The sequence below is a fragment of the Paenibacillus sp. DP01 genome (genome assembly GCF_044784315.1).
Lineage (GTDB): Bacteria > Bacillota > Bacilli > Paenibacillales > Paenibacillaceae > Paenibacillus > Paenibacillus polymyxa.
This window is the reverse complement of the sequence record NZ_CP173059.1, coordinates 1,570,468-1,587,369: the sequence shown is the minus strand read 5'-3', so window position 1 is coordinate 1,587,369 and position 16,902 is coordinate 1,570,468. Positions and strand designations below refer to the sequence as shown.

15 protein-coding genes are annotated in these 16,902 nt (G+C 46.0%); 5 read left to right on the top strand and 10 right to left on the bottom strand.

Annotation, left to right across the window (positions count from 1 at the left end; genetic code table 11):
- Positions 1–104 precede the first annotated feature (104 nt).
- Both ACH59B_RS06825 and ACH59B_RS06820 read left to right on the top strand, forming a co-directional pair.
- Positions 105–1,106 (top strand): lipoate--protein ligase, encoded by a 1,002-nt coding sequence (locus ACH59B_RS06825; protein WP_013369984.1) that lies wholly within the window; start codon positions 105–107, stop codon positions 1,104–1,106.
- Between the two features lie 162 nt (positions 1,107–1,268).
- Positions 1,269–2,069, top strand: a complete 801-nt coding sequence (locus tag ACH59B_RS06820; protein ID WP_016820665.1) for a Cof-type HAD-IIB family hydrolase — start codon at positions 1,269–1,271, stop codon at positions 2,067–2,069.
- 138 nt (positions 2,070–2,207) lie between these two features.
- On the opposite strand, the gene ACH59B_RS06815 is transcribed toward ACH59B_RS06820, so the two are convergent.
- Positions 2,208–3,119 (bottom strand): DMT family transporter, encoded by a 912-nt coding sequence (locus ACH59B_RS06815; RefSeq protein ID WP_126666669.1) that lies wholly within the window; start codon positions 3,117–3,119, stop codon positions 2,208–2,210.
- Between the two features lie 132 nt (positions 3,120–3,251).
- Here ACH59B_RS06815 and ACH59B_RS06810 point away from each other — a divergent pair, with 132 nt between their 5' ends.
- Entirely contained in the window at positions 3,252–4,760 is a 1,509-nt protein-coding gene (locus ACH59B_RS06810) for a PLP-dependent aminotransferase family protein (RefSeq protein ID WP_126666670.1), read from the top strand.
- Positions 4,761–4,774: 14 nt separating this feature from the next.
- On the opposite strand, the gene ACH59B_RS06805 is transcribed toward ACH59B_RS06810, so the two are convergent.
- Entirely contained in the window at positions 4,775–5,545 is a 771-nt protein-coding gene (locus ACH59B_RS06805; RefSeq protein ID WP_016820668.1) for an MBL fold metallo-hydrolase, read from the bottom strand.
- A 151-nt stretch (positions 5,546–5,696) separates the two neighbouring features.
- Positions 5,697–6,758: a sulfate/molybdate ABC transporter ATP-binding protein gene (locus ACH59B_RS06800; protein WP_017426561.1), complete on the bottom strand. Its 1,062-nt coding sequence runs from the start codon at positions 6,756–6,758 to the stop codon at positions 5,697–5,699.
- 219 nt (positions 6,759–6,977) lie between these two features.
- Between ACH59B_RS06800 and ACH59B_RS06795 the strand changes: the two genes are divergently transcribed.
- Positions 6,978–7,379 carry a secondary thiamine-phosphate synthase enzyme YjbQ gene (locus tag ACH59B_RS06795; RefSeq protein ID WP_031463130.1) on the top strand — a complete coding sequence of 134 codons (402 nt, stop codon included), beginning with the start codon at positions 6,978–6,980 and terminating at the stop codon, positions 7,377–7,379.
- A 173-nt stretch (positions 7,380–7,552) separates the two neighbouring features.
- On the opposite strand, the gene ACH59B_RS06790 is transcribed toward ACH59B_RS06795, so the two are convergent.
- From ACH59B_RS06790 to ACH59B_RS06780, 3 genes are all read right to left on the bottom strand, one after another.
- On the bottom strand, positions 7,553–8,134 hold the full coding sequence (locus ACH59B_RS06790; protein WP_016820670.1) for a TetR/AcrR family transcriptional regulator: 582 nt from the start codon (positions 8,132–8,134) through the stop codon (positions 7,553–7,555).
- A gap of 5 nt (positions 8,135–8,139) precedes the next feature.
- Positions 8,140–8,772, bottom strand: a complete 633-nt coding sequence (locus ACH59B_RS06785; protein ID WP_013369976.1) for a YigZ family protein — start codon at positions 8,770–8,772, stop codon at positions 8,140–8,142.
- 147 nt (positions 8,773–8,919) lie between these two features.
- A complete protein-coding gene (locus tag ACH59B_RS06780; protein WP_013369975.1) occupies positions 8,920–10,275 on the bottom strand; it encodes a glucose-6-phosphate isomerase in 1,356 nt (451 codons plus the stop codon).
- A 251-nt stretch (positions 10,276–10,526) separates the two neighbouring features.
- Here ACH59B_RS06780 and ACH59B_RS06775 point away from each other — a divergent pair, with 251 nt between their 5' ends.
- Entirely contained in the window at positions 10,527–11,426 is a 900-nt protein-coding gene (locus ACH59B_RS06775) for an NAD(P)-dependent oxidoreductase (RefSeq protein WP_044785816.1), read from the top strand.
- A gap of 108 nt (positions 11,427–11,534) precedes the next feature.
- Here the strand turns inward: ACH59B_RS06775 and ACH59B_RS06770 are convergent, their stop codons facing one another.
- From ACH59B_RS06770 to ACH59B_RS06755, 4 genes are all read right to left on the bottom strand, one after another.
- On the bottom strand, positions 11,535–11,849 hold the full coding sequence (locus tag ACH59B_RS06770) for a pyrimidine/purine nucleoside phosphorylase (protein ID WP_016820673.1): 315 nt from the start codon (positions 11,847–11,849) through the stop codon (positions 11,535–11,537).
- Between the two features lie 290 nt (positions 11,850–12,139).
- On the bottom strand, positions 12,140–14,185 hold the full coding sequence (gene tkt / locus ACH59B_RS06765; RefSeq protein ID WP_016820674.1) for a transketolase: 2,046 nt from the start codon (positions 14,183–14,185) through the stop codon (positions 12,140–12,142).
- A gap of 406 nt (positions 14,186–14,591) precedes the next feature.
- Positions 14,592–15,491, bottom strand: coding sequence for a formyltetrahydrofolate deformylase (purU, locus tag ACH59B_RS06760; protein ID WP_285694839.1), 900 nt, complete (start codon positions 15,489–15,491; stop codon positions 14,592–14,594).
- A gap of 22 nt (positions 15,492–15,513) precedes the next feature.
- Positions 15,514–16,641 carry a deoxyribonuclease IV gene (locus tag ACH59B_RS06755; protein WP_016820676.1) on the bottom strand — a complete coding sequence of 376 codons (1,128 nt, stop codon included), beginning with the start codon at positions 16,639–16,641 and terminating at the stop codon, positions 15,514–15,516.
- Positions 16,642–16,902 lie beyond the last annotated feature (261 nt).

The following is a 16,902-nucleotide window of genomic DNA, read 5'->3' as shown; positions in this document are numbered from 1 at the left end:
TTGCGTCCCGTCAATGCAAATGAGCTTTTGTACATGGCTCACTTGGGTTACAATAGGGGGAGGCACACATAAAATACACAGTTTGTATATACGGAGGAATGGACATGCTGTTCATCGACAACCAGGGCATACACGATCCAGCCATTAATCTTGCTATTGAGGAATACGCACTCAAGCATCTACCGCTGGACGACAGCTATCTGCTGTTTTACATTAATCAGCCTTCTATTATTATAGGCAAGCATCAAAACACCGTTGAAGAAATCAATGCTGAGTTTGTGAGAGACAACAATATTCAAGTCGTTCGTCGCCTGTCCGGCGGCGGAGCTGTATATCATGATCTCGGTAACTTAAATTTCAGCTTCATTACCAAGGATAACGGGGAGTCCTTTCATAATTTCCTCAAATTTACGCAACCTGTGATTGACGCCCTCCGCCAAATGGGAGTAGAAGCCGAAATGACAGGACGCAACGATCTGCAAGTCGGAGAACGTAAAATTTCAGGAAATGCTCAATTTGCCACACGTGGACGTATGTTCAGCCATGGTACATTGATGTTCAACCTGAATCTGGACAATGTGGCTGCATCGCTGCACGCCAATCCCGAAAAATTTAAATCCAAAAGCACAAAATCCGTCCGTAGCCGCGTGGCTAACATCAGCGAACTGATGGACCGTGAGATGACCATAGAACAATTTCGCGAGGAACTGCTGCGGTCCATCTTTGGCTCAGAATTGGATCAGGTGCCTCAATATAAGCTCACCGATGCGGATTGGGCTAAAATCCATGAAATTTCCAAAGAACGCTATCAATCGTGGGATTGGAACTATGGTCTATCCCCTGAGAGCAATATCAAGCACACACGTAAATTCCCGGTCGGTATTATAGATATCCGCATGGATCTGAAGGAAGGCTACATCCGTGATATTAAAATCTACGGGGATTTCTTCGGTGTAGGTGATGTCGCTGATATTGAAAATATCCTGCGTGGCAAGCGTTATGATGAAGGTGAGGTCCGTCAAGCCTTATCCTCTCTCGATTTGAAGCATTACTTTGGTAATATTGAGCTGGACGACTTTGTTGGACTTGTATTTCTGGAAGACTAAGCGTTACTTTTTTCCATGGTTTCAAGCCAATACTTCAGTGGTTATAAGGGGACAGGCTCTTATGGGCGTCGTCCCTTTTTCAATGCGATATTGTCATTTTGAATATTATAAGATACAATTTTAATATTGCCCCATGATAGAGATAAAGGAGAGAATACCGATATGTATAAATTAATTGCCATTGATATTGATGATACTCTCATTAATGACCAGAAAGAAGTTACTCCAGCGACACAACAGGCATTGGAAGCTGCTGTAGCTAAAGGTGTGGTGGTTACTCTCGCTACTGGACGAGCTTATGCCTCCGCGCACAAAATTGCACGCCAGACGGGGTTGAACGTTCCGATCATTACGTACCAAGGAGCTTTGGTTAAAAACCTGCTGGACGAAAACGTGCTGTATGAGCGTTATGTTCCACTCGTAGCTGCACGTCGTCTGTATGAATTCTGCGTGGAACGCAATCTGCATTTGCAAACGTATATAGATGACAAATTGTACACTCGTGAAGATAATCAAAAAATTAAAGATTACACCGAGCTGAACAACACAGAATATTTTGTAGAGCCTGTGTTCAGTAAAGTTATTGAGCAACCAGCTCCTAAATTGCTGATTATCGACGAGCCGGAAGTGTTGGACGAATTAATTCCCGAACTTCGCGAATTGCTTGGCAGTGAAGTGCATATTACAAAATCCAAGCCTCATTTCCTGGAAATTATGCATCATGAAGGCACCAAGGGCCACGCTCTTGCCTTCCTTGCAAACCATTTTGGCTGTGATCTGTCGGAGACCATTGCGATCGGCGACTCTTGGAATGACCATGAAATGCTGGAATGTGCCGGTCTTGGCATAGCGATGGAGAATGCGATTCCTGATTTAAAAAAGCTGGCTGATTACATTACTCGCAGTAATAACGAAGACGGTGTAAAGCATGCCATCGACAAATTTGTACTCAATGTTGAATAAGCAGAAAGTGACTGTACCCATAATACTTAAATAAAGTATTACAACAACAAAGCCTCCAAACGCCGCATGTTTAGTAATATACGGCAGTTTGGAGGCTTTTTCTATCATATTACATCATATTCTAACAACTTCGAAATATCAGGCAGCAGAGCGTACTTTGCGTCTGTTCACTAGACGGATGATTCCGTTATTCATACACATCAACCCGGTCACAATGAGCAGCACCCCTGCCAGCATCCACCAGCTTACATGTTCACCATATAAAAAAGCACCCAGGCCTACAGCAATCGGTGGTGAAATATAGAGCCATGTGGTCGGAAACAATGGATTCGTACGCGCCATAAGCCAGTAAAATAGTGTTTGCGCAATCATGGAGCCAAACAGGATCAAATAAAACAGAGAGCCCATGGCAGGCAGCAGATTCCATCCCTCAGAATTCCAAGGCTCAGTGAAAGCCGACAGTACTAGCAGCATCCAACCACCATGGAACATTTGAGCTGCATTTAAGGCAATCGGATTCGTATCACGAAATGCATCCATGACTCGCTTGGAATACAGGGCTCCACCCGAATAGCATAGCTCACCCAGCAAAATGGCTATGCAACCTGCCAACCACAGGCCGCTGATTTGAACCGCTAAGCCGGGCAATACCACCAGCACGACCCCGAGAAAGCTGATCATACAGCCCATGAGCGTAATTCTCGTCGTTTTTTGCCGCAGTATTGCAGACTGCATCAGCACAATCATCATCGGTCCGGTGGCTGACAAAATAGCGCCGATCCCCGAGCTGACATATTGCTCTGCCCAATACAGTGTTGAGAATGTGCCGAAGGTCGTTCCCGTCCCAATCAGCAGCATTTCCTTACGCCATAATAACGACCACCGAACCTTTCCCGACAGCCTCATCGCAATAAACAAGATCGCCCCTGCTGCCATAAAACGTGCACCTGCCGATAGAAACGGCGGAAGTCCGGCTTCCACTCCCACTTTGATAGCCAAAAATGTGGTGCCAAAAATAAGACACATAACTGTAAAGGCGATACCAATCATGACACTTCTCTCTCCCTTCTGTTATTCACAAGCATACAAGGAGACAGACAGAACAGATGGGCAACCACAGAACAGTTGTATACGTTTTTGAAGTGCTGTATAGTACAATACACACAAAGGAGCGTGGACAGCATGGGCAAGGTTAACAGCGAATTATTGTTTTCAACAGAAAATAACTCGGCCGATCCGAGCTTAAAGCTGTATGAGCAGGTCGTCCATTACGTAAATGTGCGGATTGAGCGCGGGGACTGGCCAGCAGACGTTAAATTGCCGTCGGTGCGAAGTCTGGCTCAGGAGCTGGGTGTGCATCGGTTAACCGTATTCCGGGCATATCAGGAGTTAAAGCAACAAGGACGCATCTATGTAAAAGATAAATCGGGATATTACGCTCATGCTTCCCATGCAGCAGAATTGGGAATATGTACTGCCTATTCGGAACGATCATCCACAAAGCGGATCTTCCAATCGGAATCCACTTACATGGCAGACGATCCGTCTGTTTCCGTCTGGAGGGGGCTGGATGGACTCACCCAGGTTCATGCCGTGAACGCAGACTTCCAATTTTCCAAGGCCCTGATTGATCCCTCTCTCCTGCCTAACCGATACTGGAGAGAATTAATGATGCAGGTGTTTGAAAAGCATCCAAAAATCGCAGCTACCTATTCTTCTGTACAAGGAGACGCTGAGCTTCGTGATGCCATGGCGCAGCATTTTAGCACAGATAAGCATTTTGCAGTATCAACGGACGAAGTACTGATTACCTCCGGCGCACAGCAAGCCATCGATTTGGTTTCCCGATCTCTGATCCGTACAGGAGACCGTGTATTAATCGAACGTCCGGTCTATGGTCCCGCCATGGAAATATTCCGTAGACAAGGCGCCCGCCTAACTGTAACTGATATACGGCCAGAAGGTTATGATATGGATCAGATTGAATGGTGCCTGAAAACGGAAAAACCGCGTCTCTTTTATGTGAATCCGACCTTTCACAATCCGACCGGCTTTACGATCCCCGATGAGCAGCGCAAACGTCTGCCCGAACTGGCCGAGCGCTACGGCTGTCTTATTGTCGAGGATGACAGCACCTATGATATCAGCTTTGGGCAAAAGCCGCCTTCTCCGATTTTCTCCTATGATATCTCGGGGAGCGTCGTCTATATTCGCAGCTACAGCAAATATGTCGCACCCGGTCTGCGAATCGCAGCCGTAACCTGTAGGCCTCAGCTCATGGACAGTCTACTGAGCGTCAAAGCGCTAGTGGACAACGGATCGCCGCTGCTGAATCAAAAGCTGTTTTTACAATACTTTCAATCCCCACGTATGCAGCAGCATATTAAAAAGCTATGTATTGCGCTCCAGATTCGTAAGGAAACGATGGAGACCAGTCTCCGCGATTCCGGCTGGACATGGACCAGCCCGGCGGGAGGACTCAACCTGTGGCTCCAGCTACCTTCTACGATACAACCTAATGAGCTGCTTGCCAAAAGTATACAAGAGTCCGTTTCCTTTGTCCCAGGCAATGTATTTGATCCCGTCGGTGCAGAGGGTAAAACGCATATACGGTTGTCCTATTCTTACGCCAATGAGCTGCAAATTAAAGAAGGGATCTCCACACTTCTACGCATCAGTCGAACGATGTAAAGGTAAAACCATCGTTATTCTAACGGTAAACTCATACCTGTATGTGCCAAACTGATCCCTTCCAGCAGCCCGTAGTTGTGTGTGATATCCACATCATGGGACATATGTGTAAATACCGTGCTTCCGGGCTTCAGTCTTCCTACAAGTTCCTGAGCCTCCAGCATGTCATATACCGAGCGGGTGGTATACTCCGCTTCCTCATGGTAAAAGCTCGTCCCCAGCACGAGTAAGTTCAGATTATGTAAAGGTAAAATTTCCGCCTCATTCAGTCCAATCGAATCCGAACAGTAGGCCCATGAGAAGCCGTCTTTTTCTAAACGATATGCGTAAGCATATCCATTCTTCCCGTGATTCACACGCCATCCTCGGATGTTCCACCCGCCAAGTTGGACTCCCTGATCTACTGGAATAAGATCCAGGTTTCCAGGAAGCCAGGAAAATTGACGTAAGATCGTGTCGATCACTTCCTGTGGAGCGAACAAGCGCCCTCTATTACCGGTCCAGCGACAGGCATCCGCCCATTCTGGCAATCCTCCAATATGATCAAAATGTGCATGTGTCACGAGGATCGTAGGGATAAAACGCAAACTGCGCAATTCTAACTGTCTACGCCAGTCGGGGCCACAATCAATCATAAAATCCTCTGTCTCGCTTTCGATCAGCACAGACGATCTCAACCTTACATTCGTTCCTATCGTGCGGGCCTCTGTGCACACAAGACAATCACAATATACACGCGGAACCCCCATTGCATCCCCTGTGCCAAGAAAAATAAGCCGATTCATGATTTAACTCCTATCTATCTGGGTGTTTTTACTCCTATTATAACGAACATATCAAGCCTGCGTAAATCACCCCAGCGACCAACGACAAAAGGAGCATGTCCAAAGCCGTAAAACAGGCCAGACACCCCCCTTATATGTGATCTTTTTATTTTCAAATGATAATAGGCATGGGGTCTTCCTTCAGGCGATTTTCCACCATCCAGCTAGACTCTTCATTATATAGATAGGCCCGATGCACCAACACTCGCACCTGCTGACCAGGTTCCAGCGTAGACTTTTCCAATGAACGGTATGTCATGAGACGCTGATCCCCGACCTGGACTTCAACCATCCATTCACTCCCACGAAAATGTAAATGCTTCACAATGCCTTCCTCGGTTGCCGACAGGAGCGCAAATTCCTCACTCGGTCCGACATCAATGTACTCCGGACGAATCAAGGCACGTGTTCCCACTCCGGCAGCTTCCTCAAAGCCCTTGAGACTACTCGCCTGTTCAATCACCGTGGATTCCCCAATAAAGGAAGCTACAAACGGAGTCCCCGGTTTTTTATAAATATCCCAAGGCGTTCCCTTCTGCTCCAGCCGTCCTTGATTAATCACCATAATCTCATCCGCTACTTCAATCGCCTCGTCCTGATCATGGGTGACGAAAATGGAGGTAATACCTACCCGCTCAATCAACTCTCGCAACCAGGTGCGCAGCTCCTGACGAATCTTGGCGTCAATAGCCGCAAATGGCTCATCCAGCAGCAGTAGTTGAGGCTCCGGTGCCAAAGCACGCGCAAAAGCAACCCGCTGTCGCTGTCCACCTGACAACTGATGCGGATAACGATGCTCAAAGCCTTTGAGCCCCGTGAGTTCGACCAGCTCAGTGACCCTTTCCTTGATGCGGGCTTTGGAGCTTTTTTTCACTTTCAAACCAAAGGCAATATTGTCGTACACGCTCATATGCTTGAACAAAGCATAGTTTTGAAATACAAATCCGATTCCACGCTCCTGTGGTGTCAGCTCGTTTACCCTTTTTCCGTGAAAGCGGATCTCTCCTGCATCCGGTTGCTCCAGCCCCGCCAAAATGCGAAGAATGGAGGTTTTCCCCCCGCCACTTGGACCGAGCAAACCAATAAGATGACCCGTCTGAATATCAAAAGATACGTCCTTTACCGCATGAAAATTACCGAAATGCTTGTTTAATCCTCTTACTTCCACATGCATATCCGTACACTTCCTTTCCGCTTCTGGACCAGTTCAGGAACAGCAGCAGCCTTGCTTATCGCAAAGCACGCACCTCATTTGAAAACATTCAATTATTCCAATAAACTTACTTTGTTTTTCTTATGTGATACTTTATCAAAGGAAAGTAATTTTCGTCAACTCTATATATTATCTTAAGAATGAAAAGGGTAAAGTAATACATAGAAAGGAGATGGATTTATGTTGCATACTTTTGAATTATCCACTACACGGCGAGATGAAATGCGTGATATTACACGTGAGATTGCAGCACTCATCGAAAAAAGCGGGGTGCAGCAAGGAACAGCTCTAATTTATTGTCCCCACACGACAGCCGGCATCGCCATTAATGAAAATGCCGACCCAGATGTCAAACATGATGTCATTTTAAGGCTGGATGAGGTTTATCCCTGGGAACATCCCCAATATCGTCATATGGAGGGAAATACGGCGTCCCACCTAAAATCCATTACAACAGGCCCATCACAAACAGTTATCATCCATGATGGAAAGCTGTTGCTTGGACGATGGCAGGGTCTTTATTTTTGTGAATTCGACGGCCCACGCAGACGCCAATACCATGTGAAAATTATGAAGGGCTGACGGAGGCATGCAAAAAAACAGACGATGATGTTCTCCCTCTGGATACATCATCGTCTGTTAAATTCTTAGTCGCTTTCGCAAAGTACCGTAATGATAAGTCACCGTCATGAAGTGCAAACACCCAAAAAAGCGCCCTACATGTTCATGGCTGAAGCGTATGAATGCAGGTACGCTCATAGGTGTCTGCACAGCAGCTTTACATGTGCTAAAGCAGCGGGCCTGATCTCTTCAAATGTTAAACCGTCCTGAATATAAAATGACACAAAGCCATGCATGGATAAAAACAGACTTTTCGGTACTCTTGAGCATTCTTCCTCCGAATGTCCCTGACCATTCAATTCCTGGCGAATCATAGACGCAAATAATTCCACACAACGGTTTTGCTCTGTCCGACAGTATGCAAATAGTTCTTCATCGTGCATCATGAACATAATTTCGTACTGATATGGATTTTCCAAGCCAAAACGGATATATTCCAGCATCAGGTACTCCAATCTGCTCAAGCCATCATCAGGCGTGCCTGTTGCTGCTTGCAGTAGAATCCCTCGCAATGTATTGAAATCTTCAATCACAATGGCGTAGAACAGTTCAGCCTTCTCTTTAAAATGATAGTATAACGAACCATGACTGTAACCCAGATGCTGGCCAATGCTGCGCATTGAAATCGCACGGTAGCCCTTGGTGATAAACAAGTGCCTGGCCGCTTCCAGAATCCGCCCTCTTGACAACTCCTGTTCTACTGCTCTTCTAGCCATATTATTTATTCCCCTTCAATAAAGTAAAGCTGCTCTCCCTCCGACACAAGCGATTGTCCCTGTGTCAAGTCGGTTATCCAGTTGCAGAAGGATTCCGCATCACCAGCCAGCGGCAGACAGGTTAAGGTAACTTTATCCGTAAACATCGTTTCTCCGGTACGGATGCTGCGATTACGTAATTCATTTTCCACTTTGCCCAACCAAGTATAATCCAATTCCACAAAAACTTCACGATGCAGCACACGTGTAATCGCATCCCCTGCCTCGATAGCTGCAACAGCACCATCTGAGTACGCGCGAATCAGTCCGCCTGCTCCCAGCAAAATTCCGCCAAAGTAACGGGTAACCACAATAGCGACATTTTTCAGTTTCTGATTGCGGATGACCTCCAAAATGGGCTTACCCGCCGTCCCGCTCGGTTCTCCGTCATCCGATTGCTTTTGGATTTCGTCTCTTTCCCCAATCATATAGGCCGAACAATTATGGGTAGCATTCCAATGCTCTTTTTTGATGCGCTCTATAAAAGCAACTGCTTCTTCCTCAGTTTGAACAGGCTGAATATGGCCGATAAAACGGGATTTTCGGATTACAATTTCCTTGTTGCCGGCACCGCGTACGGTTCGGTATTGTTCCAACATACACGTATAACCTTCCTTACTTCATTTTACAAGAAAGCAGTTCCCCGCTTCTGGCAGCTGGCGAACTGCTTTCCTGTACTTAATTGATGCTATACACTATAACGCTTCAGACCGAAAGCCTGTTTCGAATTAGAAATTATAGTTCCCTTATTCAGACAATCTAGCTTCAAGCTCAGCTTTTTCTTTTTCGAAGCCCGGTTTGCCGAGCAGCGCAAACATGTTCTTTTTGTAAGCTTCTACCCCCGGTTGATCGAACGGATTTACGCCCAACAGGTAGCCGCTGATACCGCAAGCCTTTTCGAAGAAATAAGCAAGGTAGCCAAAGGAGTAAGGGCTCAAGTCAGGAATATTTACAATCAGGTTTGGTACTTGTCCGTCTGTGTGAGCCAGCAATGTACCTTGGAATGCTTTTTTGTTTACAAAATCCACTGTTTTGCCTGCCAGGAAATTCAGTCCATCCAGATCATCCTCATCTGCTTCGATGGTGATGTGACTAGGTACATTTTCTACTTGGATTACCGTTTCGAAAATGTTACGGCTGCCTTCCTGAATGAATTGTCCCATAGAGTGAAGATCTGTCGAGAAGTCAACAGAAGCTGGATAAATACCTTTATAATCCTTGCCTTCGCTTTCTCCGTACAGCTGTTTCCACCACTCGGATACGAAATGCAAAGACGGCTCATAGTTTACGAGAATTTCAATTGCTTTACCTTTGCGGTACAAAGCGTTACGAACGGCTGCATATTGGTAAGCCTCGTTCTCAGCTACATTCGGGTTGCTGTATTCTTTGGAAGCGTCTGCTGCACCTTGCATCATTTCTTCGATGTTGATGCCTGCTGTAGCAATCGGCAACAAGCCTACTGCTGTCAGCACGGAGTAACGGCCACCCACATCATCAGGAATAATGAAGGATTCATAGCCTTCCTCGTTAGCGAGCTTTTTCAGAGCGCCACGTTCTTTATCCGTTGTAGCGTAAATACGTTTGCGCGCTTCTTCTTTACCATATTTTTTCTCCAGAGCCGCACGGAATACGCGGAAAGCGATAGCTGGCTCGGTTGTTGTACCTGATTTGGAGATGACATTCACAGAGAAGTCTTTTCCTTCAATCAGTTCCAACAGATGATTCACATATGTAGAGCTGATGTTGTTGCCTGCAAAATAGATAGCTGGACCCTTGCGTTGGTCTTTAGGCAGCGCATTGTAGAAAGAATGCGACAGCATTTCAATCGCAGCACGTGCTCCAAGGTAAGAACCGCCAATACCGATTACAATCAATACCTCGGAATCGCTTTGAATTTTAGCAGCAGCCTTTTGGATGCGCGCAAATTCTTCTTTATCATAATTGGTAGGCAGGTCAATCCAACCCAAGAAATCGGAACCTACACCTGTTTGATTGTGCAGTTGCTCATGAGCCAACTTGATGGGCTCTGCAAAATAATCAATTTCGTGCTGCCCTACAAAGGAGAGCGCTTTAGTGTAATCAAAAATAACTTTTTTAGACATGTTTGGAACCTCCTGTTTGGTATTACTAAGACCATGAATACGAACATAAGGACTTAGGAATAGGATACTTTAATTTGCTGAGCCTGACAAGCTTGCGTTACCTGTGTGTCCTGTGCCTCGACAGACCCTGCTGTAGATAGGGTAGCATGCCCATGCTACAATGAACTGAGAGCAATCTGTTTCAATATTCAATTCAAGCCGAACTCGCATCTGCATCGGACGGCAACTTCCAACAAGAAAGGTGATTAGCAATGAAAAACATCGGATTTATCGGACTGGGCACGATGGGCGCCCCGATGGCATCCAATCTGCTAAAGCAGGGATTCGGAGTCACAGTTTATAATCGTACCGCTTCGCGCTGCGAGCCCTTGGTAGAGCAAGGCGCACGTGCAGCTTCGACCCCTCGTGAAGCGGCCGAAGGGCAGCACCTGGTCATTACCATGGTCAGCGATGATCAATCAATACGTGACGTGTATTACGGTCAGGACGGTGTGTTTGCTGGTCTTACGGCTGGTATGACCGTGATGGACAACAGCACAATTTCACCTGAGCTGGTCAAACAATTGGCCGTCGAAGCGGACAAGCTGGGCTGCTCCTTCATTGATGCCCCCGTAACAGGCAGCAAGCCTGCCGCTGTAGATGGAACACTCGTGTTCATGGTCGGCGGTCATGCAGAAACGATTGCGGCACAATCAGATGTTTTTGATACCTTGGGCAAAAAGGTGCTCCATATGGGACCAAATAGTAGCGGGGCCGTGGCCAAGCTCGCTCACAATACGATGGTCGGTATAAATAACCTCGCTCTGGCTGAAGGCTTTGCCATCGCAGCTAAATCCGGCATTCCAGCAGACAGCTTCCTAGAATTGGTACAGCTCGGATCGGCAGGTAGCAAGGCCGCTGACCTGAAAGGGCGCAAAATCATCGAGCATGATTTTAGCAACCAATTCTCACTTGCCCTGATGCTCAAGGATTTGAAGCTCGCTGCCTCACTAACAGACAGCCTGTCCATCCCTACGCCTATGTTGTCCATTGCCAAAAGCTTGTTTCAAGCCGGACAAACACAAGGCTATGGCGACGAGGATCTATCTGCTGTTGTAAAGACATACGAAGCATGGATTGGCCGCACCATTGGTGGTCAGCCTCTTGAGTAAGCTGTACTTTTCTTTATAACCATGCTGCTGTGTGTTTGTATTTATAACACAGCTTTAGGGTAAGAACACTCGGCTTGTAACTTGAGTGCTCTTACCCTTTTCAGCTCATTATTCCGGATAAGAACAGCAATAATCCGTTACACTTCGTACTTCCAGCTTGAAGGAAGACTTCGCAGGTACATGGAAGGTCGATGTGCCATGTATTTCCAGCCATTCCTCAGTACCTGGAAGCATCACTCTCAGGTCCCCTGCCAAAATCTCCATGATCTCACGGGAATCCGTACCGAACTCGTATGTTCCCGGCAACATAATCCCCAGTGTTACCTTACTACCATCACCTAGGATAACTGTGCGGCTTGTAACCTGACCATCGTAATAAACATTTGCTTTTTTAACTACGCTTACTCCATCGAACTGTGTCATTCGTTATCCCCTCATCTGCTCTCAATGGTGAATGAATATGGTGCATCATAACATAATTTGGATTCCAGCTTCAGTATGAAAATACACACTGTATCTGCGTACTCTATCCACTGATAATTCAAAGACATTTTATCGCAAAAAACAAATGTATGAAACAAACAGCCGTAAGCCTTACTCAGGTTACGACTGTTTGTGATACATGGATTGCCACAGCAGGTAATTCGTTTGCCAGCAATACACGATCATTGCTTTATGGACAAACTCTTCCTAATTACTGATGCTCCAATGTTTTATTTCAACAATGCTTTGACACGGCTAACAACATTCTCTACTGTAAAGCCGTATTCCTTAATTACACGGTCACCAGGTGCGGATGCGCCAAATGTGCTGATACCGAGAATGTCGCCTTGGTCGCCAACATATTTTTCCCATCCCAGTGGATACGCCATTTCTACAGCCAAACGAGCTTTAACTTCAGGCAGCAGAACGGAATCTTTGTAAGCTTTGTCTTGTTTTTCGAACAGATCCCAGCTTGGGAAGCTGATAACGCGTACTTGAATACCTTCTTCTGCCAGTGCTTCCTGTGCTTTAACAGCCAGTTGTACTTCGGAGCCTGTAGCCAGAATTTGAGCAACCGGTTTGCCGTCTGCTGCATCTGCAACCACATAAGCACCGCGTTTGATACCTTCGCGTGCATGCTCAGCAGTAGCAGCCAGGATTGGCAGGTTTTGACGAGTCAATACCAGTGCAACCGGGTTTTTCTTGTTTTCCAGCGTGTAAGCCCAAGCAGCAGAAGTTTCATTACCATCAGCCGGACGAATGACCGTCAGGTTCGGGATAATACGCAGAGAAGCCAATTGTTCGATCGGCTCATGAGTCGGGCCATCTTCACCAACAGCAATACTGTCGTGAGTCAGAACGTAGGTTACAGGCAATCCCATCAGAGCTGCCAGACGAACGGCTGGACGCAGATAATCTGTAAATACGAAGAATGTACCACCGAATACTTTTACGCCTTGGTGCAACGCCATACCGTTCATCGCAGCAGCCATACCGAACTCGCGGATACCGAAGTAAATATTACGGCCAGCGTAGTCTTCTGGCGTAAAGTTCGTCAGGTTGTTCAAGTGTGTCATTGTGGAGCTTTCCAAGTCAGCAGATCCGCCTGTCAGGAAAGGAACGTTTGGAGCCAATCCATTCAGTGCATTACCAGAAGCTACACGAGTTGAAACCGCTTTGTCTTCTGTAGAGTATTTCGGAAGGTCACGATCCCAACCTTCTGGAAGATCGCCGTTTACAGCAGTTTCAAACTGAGCCGCCAAATCAGGGTGAGCCGCTTTGTATTTCGCAAATTGTTCATCCCATGCTTTGTTAGCTGCGATACCGCGCTCTTTTACTTTAGCAAAGTGCTCGCGAACCTCTTGTGGTACATGGAAATCCTCTTCGTATACCCATTTGTAGAATTCTTTAGTCAGTTTAGCTTCTTCTGATCCCAGCGGGGAACCATGAGTACCACCGTGTCCGCCTTTACCTTGTTTGTTCGGGCTTCCGTAACCAATGACTGTTTTTACTTCAATCAATGTAGGACGTGTCGAATCGGCTTGTGCTTCTTCAATTGCTTTTTGGATCGCTGGAAGATCATTTCCATCTTCTACGCGCAGCACTTGCCAGTTGTATGCTTCAAAGCGTTTGGCAACACTTTCGGAAGAGGACAGATTAAGCTTGCCATCCAGTGTAATATCATTGGAATCGAACAATACGATCAGCTTACCCAGTTGAAGGCGACCAGCCAACGAAGCGGCTTCATGCGAAATACCTTCCATTAGATCGCCATCGCCGCAAATAGCATATGTGAAGTGATCCACAACTTTAAAGTCATCTTTATTATATGTTGCACCCAGTTGTGCTTCTGCCATAGCCATACCTACGGACATTGCCAAGCCTTGTCCCAGAGGTCCAGTTGTAGCATCTACACCAGCAGTGTGTCCAAACTCAGGGTGACCCGGTGTAAGGCTGCCCCATTGACGGAATTGCTTCAGCTCTTCCATAGGTAGATCATATCCGCTCAGGTGAAGAAGGCTGTATAGCAACATAGAACCGTGTCCTGCAGACAGTACAAAACGGTCACGGTTCACCCATGTTGGGTGATTTGGGTTATGGTTCATTGTTTTAGCAAAAAGTTGGTAGCCCATTGGCGCGGAGCCCATCGGCATACCAGGGTGTCCCGAATTCGCTTTCTCGATGGCATCAATTGCCAACGTACGGATCGTTGTGATGGACAAATTGTCAATGGTGGAGTTTTCATCCTTTTGAATCGCTTGATTCTGGTCAGTCATGGTTTGCCTCCTCATATTGTATAAAGTATGTCAATTGCATTCCGTCATACTCTCCAATGCTCCCGTCCGATATAGAAACAGGGCTATCGAAGTGAGTGAATCTGCTTGAATGTTTCAATATGACTTATACATTCTTAAGTATTGTACCATTTGCCGTGAAAGTTTGCCAGATCGTTTATAAAGATGATTGTCGAAATGGTCGAATTGTAGTACAGCCCTCATATCAATATACCCGTTATGTATTAACATCATTTAAAAAATAAAGAAATCGCAAAAAAATTTTTATAGGTTCCAGATATAATGCAAATACCTACCCCACACAAAAAAACAAAGCCCATTATGCACTGGGCTTTGTTTAATCTGACATGTAAACTCACAAGTTTTCATGAATTTGAAATTGTTAAGTTCAATTAAAAACGACCGTTTTGTTCTCATGAACCAATATACGATCCTCTGTATGCCACTTCACGGCTCTTGCCAGCACGACCCGTTCAATCGTGCGACCGATCCGTTTTAGCTCATTTACATCATCTCCGTGGCTCACCCGCTGCACGTCCTGCTCAATGATCGGACCACCATCCAATTCCTCGGTTACATAATGCGCAGTAGCACCAATAATTTTCACACCGCGATTATAAGCTTGGGCATACGGCTTGCCACCCACGAATGCAGGTAAAAAAGAATGATGGATATTGATAATCCGGTTGCGATAATGCTCAATAAACTTAGGCGAAATAATCTGCATATACCGGGCCAAAATGATCACGTCAATCTCTTCGCCAATGACCTCTAGCTGACGACGCTCTGCCTCTGGCTTCGTGTCGGCTGTCACTGGTATATGGTGATACGGAATGCCAAAGGATTCTACATACTCCTTCATATCCGCATGATTACTAACCACCAGTGAAATATCCGCATCCAGGTCCCCTGCCTGCCACTGCCACAGCAATTCTACCAAACAGTGATCTTCTTTGGAAACGAAAATAGCCAATTTTTTCTTGCGGCTGACCGCAGAAATCGTCCACTCCATACGGAATTGCTCGGCAACAGCGACAAAGTCCTGCTCCAATTGCGACTGAGCTGCACTCAAATTAGGCAAATCAAATTCAATCCGCATAAAAAACATACCGCCGGACGGGTCCATTGTATATTGGTCAGATTGGACGATATTGGCCCCATGCTCGTACAAAAAGCGGGACACGGTCGCTACAATACCTGGCCCATCTGGACAAGATACAAGCATGCGCGCACGGTTTTCATGTGTAGATACAGTGCTGTTTGGCTGATGTTTTACGTGAATTTCCATGTGGCTATTAGTCCCCCTTATCTTATACCGTCACAGGCAGATGACTACCCGCAAACCAGGCAATCAACCGTTGATTAATGTGTTCTTCGCTCATCTCTGGAAAGAGTGCTGCTTCCATTATCATGTCATACAGACGCTCCAGCGGCTCACGTGGATCTGCTTTTCTTGCTTTAGCATCATTTTTCAGCAGAGTCCAGGTATCCAGTACAAATTCACGGACATCCACATCCTGTTTTTTGAAAAACGAATGCAACTGTTCCACCTGACTCAAAAACTCATCTCCAAAGCGTTCCTTTACATTTCCGCGAAGCAAGGCAATCTCAACCTCATACATTGGTCGTTGAGTTTTGGCTTCTTTCCCGATCCACGGCGTCTCCAAAATAAACGGACGTCCCTGAAGTGCTTCATGATGTACCACGTTATGAATAGTCTGATAACCAATCCAACCCGATCCAATCGGCGTATGGCGGTCTTTATGCGCACCAACTGGATTTTTGCTGTCATTAATGTGGACAACTGCGATGCGATCCAAGCCGACAATACGGTCAAATTGCTCCAGTACACCATCCAAATCATTGACAATGTCATAACCCGCATCATGAATGTGACAGGTATCCATACAAACCGTTAGACGCTCGTTGCGCTCTACTTTATCTATAATGGAGGCAATTTCCTCAAAGCTACGACCCATTTCTGTGCCCTTGCCTGCCATCGTTTCAAGTGCAATATTGACATCTGTCTCCTTCACACCGTTCAGTACCTCGTTCAAACCATCAGCAATGCGTCCAATTCCGTACTCTGCATCTTTATCTGTAAAAGCCCCCGGATGCAGCACGATATTTTTTACACCAATCGCATGTGTGCGCCGAATTTCCTCCTGTAGAAAACTGACTGCAAGCTCATAGGTATTTTCTTTGTAGGAACCGAGATTGATGATATATGGAGCATGCACCACGATATCTTCCATTCCCTTTTCCGCCATTAGCTGCTTGCCTTCCTCCAAATACATGGACTCCATCGGCTTACGGCGCGTGTTTTGAGGTGCCCCCGTGTATATCATAAACGAGCTGGACCCGTAAGAAGACGCTTCTTTTGTAGCGCTGAGCAGACCCTTGTCCGAGAAGGACACATGAGAACCAATTTTCAGCATGATTTTGATTCATCCCCCTATCCTGTTATGCTTGTCTTATTTTAATTTAATCATTTTAACGTGATTATTGAAATCAAACAACATAGCGTTTATGGCAACTTTTTAAATGACTCCCTTTATGGAACATACAGACATAGCACACATCAGAGTAGATGTTATTGAAATGTAGGTAGAATAAAGCGTGAATGGATCTTCTTAGCGTACACAGATATGTTCAATATGAAGCTTTTGTATCAAAAAGGGTTATATTTTATAACAGAA

Coding starts and splice junctions, on each gene's coding strand:
- ACH59B_RS06825 (WP_013369984.1), top strand. CDS start 105: ATGCTGTTCATCGACAACCAGGGCATACACGATCCAGCCATTAATCTT.
- ACH59B_RS06820 (WP_016820665.1), top strand. CDS start 1,269: ATGTATAAATTAATTGCCATTGATATTGATGATACTCTCATTAATGAC.
- ACH59B_RS06815 (WP_126666669.1), bottom strand. CDS start 3,119: ATGATTGGTATCGCCTTTACAGTTATGTGTCTTATTTTTGGCACCACA.
- ACH59B_RS06810 (WP_126666670.1), top strand. CDS start 3,252: ATGGGCAAGGTTAACAGCGAATTATTGTTTTCAACAGAAAATAACTCG.
- ACH59B_RS06805 (WP_016820668.1), bottom strand. CDS start 5,545: ATGAATCGGCTTATTTTTCTTGGCACAGGGGATGCAATGGGGGTTCCG.
- ACH59B_RS06800 (WP_017426561.1), bottom strand. CDS start 6,758: ATGCATGTGGAAGTAAGAGGATTAAACAAGCATTTCGGTAATTTTCAT.
- ACH59B_RS06795 (WP_031463130.1), top strand. CDS start 6,978: ATGTTGCATACTTTTGAATTATCCACTACACGGCGAGATGAAATGCGT.
- ACH59B_RS06790 (WP_016820670.1), bottom strand. CDS start 8,134: ATGGCTAGAAGAGCAGTAGAACAGGAGTTGTCAAGAGGGCGGATTCTG.
- ACH59B_RS06785 (WP_013369976.1), bottom strand. CDS start 8,772: ATGTTGGAACAATACCGAACCGTACGCGGTGCCGGCAACAAGGAAATT.
- ACH59B_RS06780 (WP_013369975.1), bottom strand. CDS start 10,275: ATGTCTAAAAAAGTTATTTTTGATTACACTAAAGCGCTCTCCTTTGTA.
- ACH59B_RS06775 (WP_044785816.1), top strand. CDS start 10,527: ATGAAAAACATCGGATTTATCGGACTGGGCACGATGGGCGCCCCGATG.
- ACH59B_RS06770 (WP_016820673.1), bottom strand. CDS start 11,849: ATGACACAGTTCGATGGAGTAAGCGTAGTTAAAAAAGCAAATGTTTAT.
- tkt (WP_016820674.1), bottom strand. CDS start 14,185: ATGACTGACCAGAATCAAGCGATTCAAAAGGATGAAAACTCCACCATT.
- purU (WP_285694839.1), bottom strand. CDS start 15,491: ATGGAAATTCACGTAAAACATCAGCCAAACAGCACTGTATCTACACAT.
- ACH59B_RS06755 (WP_016820676.1), bottom strand. CDS start 16,641: ATGCTGAAAATTGGTTCTCATGTGTCCTTCTCGGACAAGGGTCTGCTC.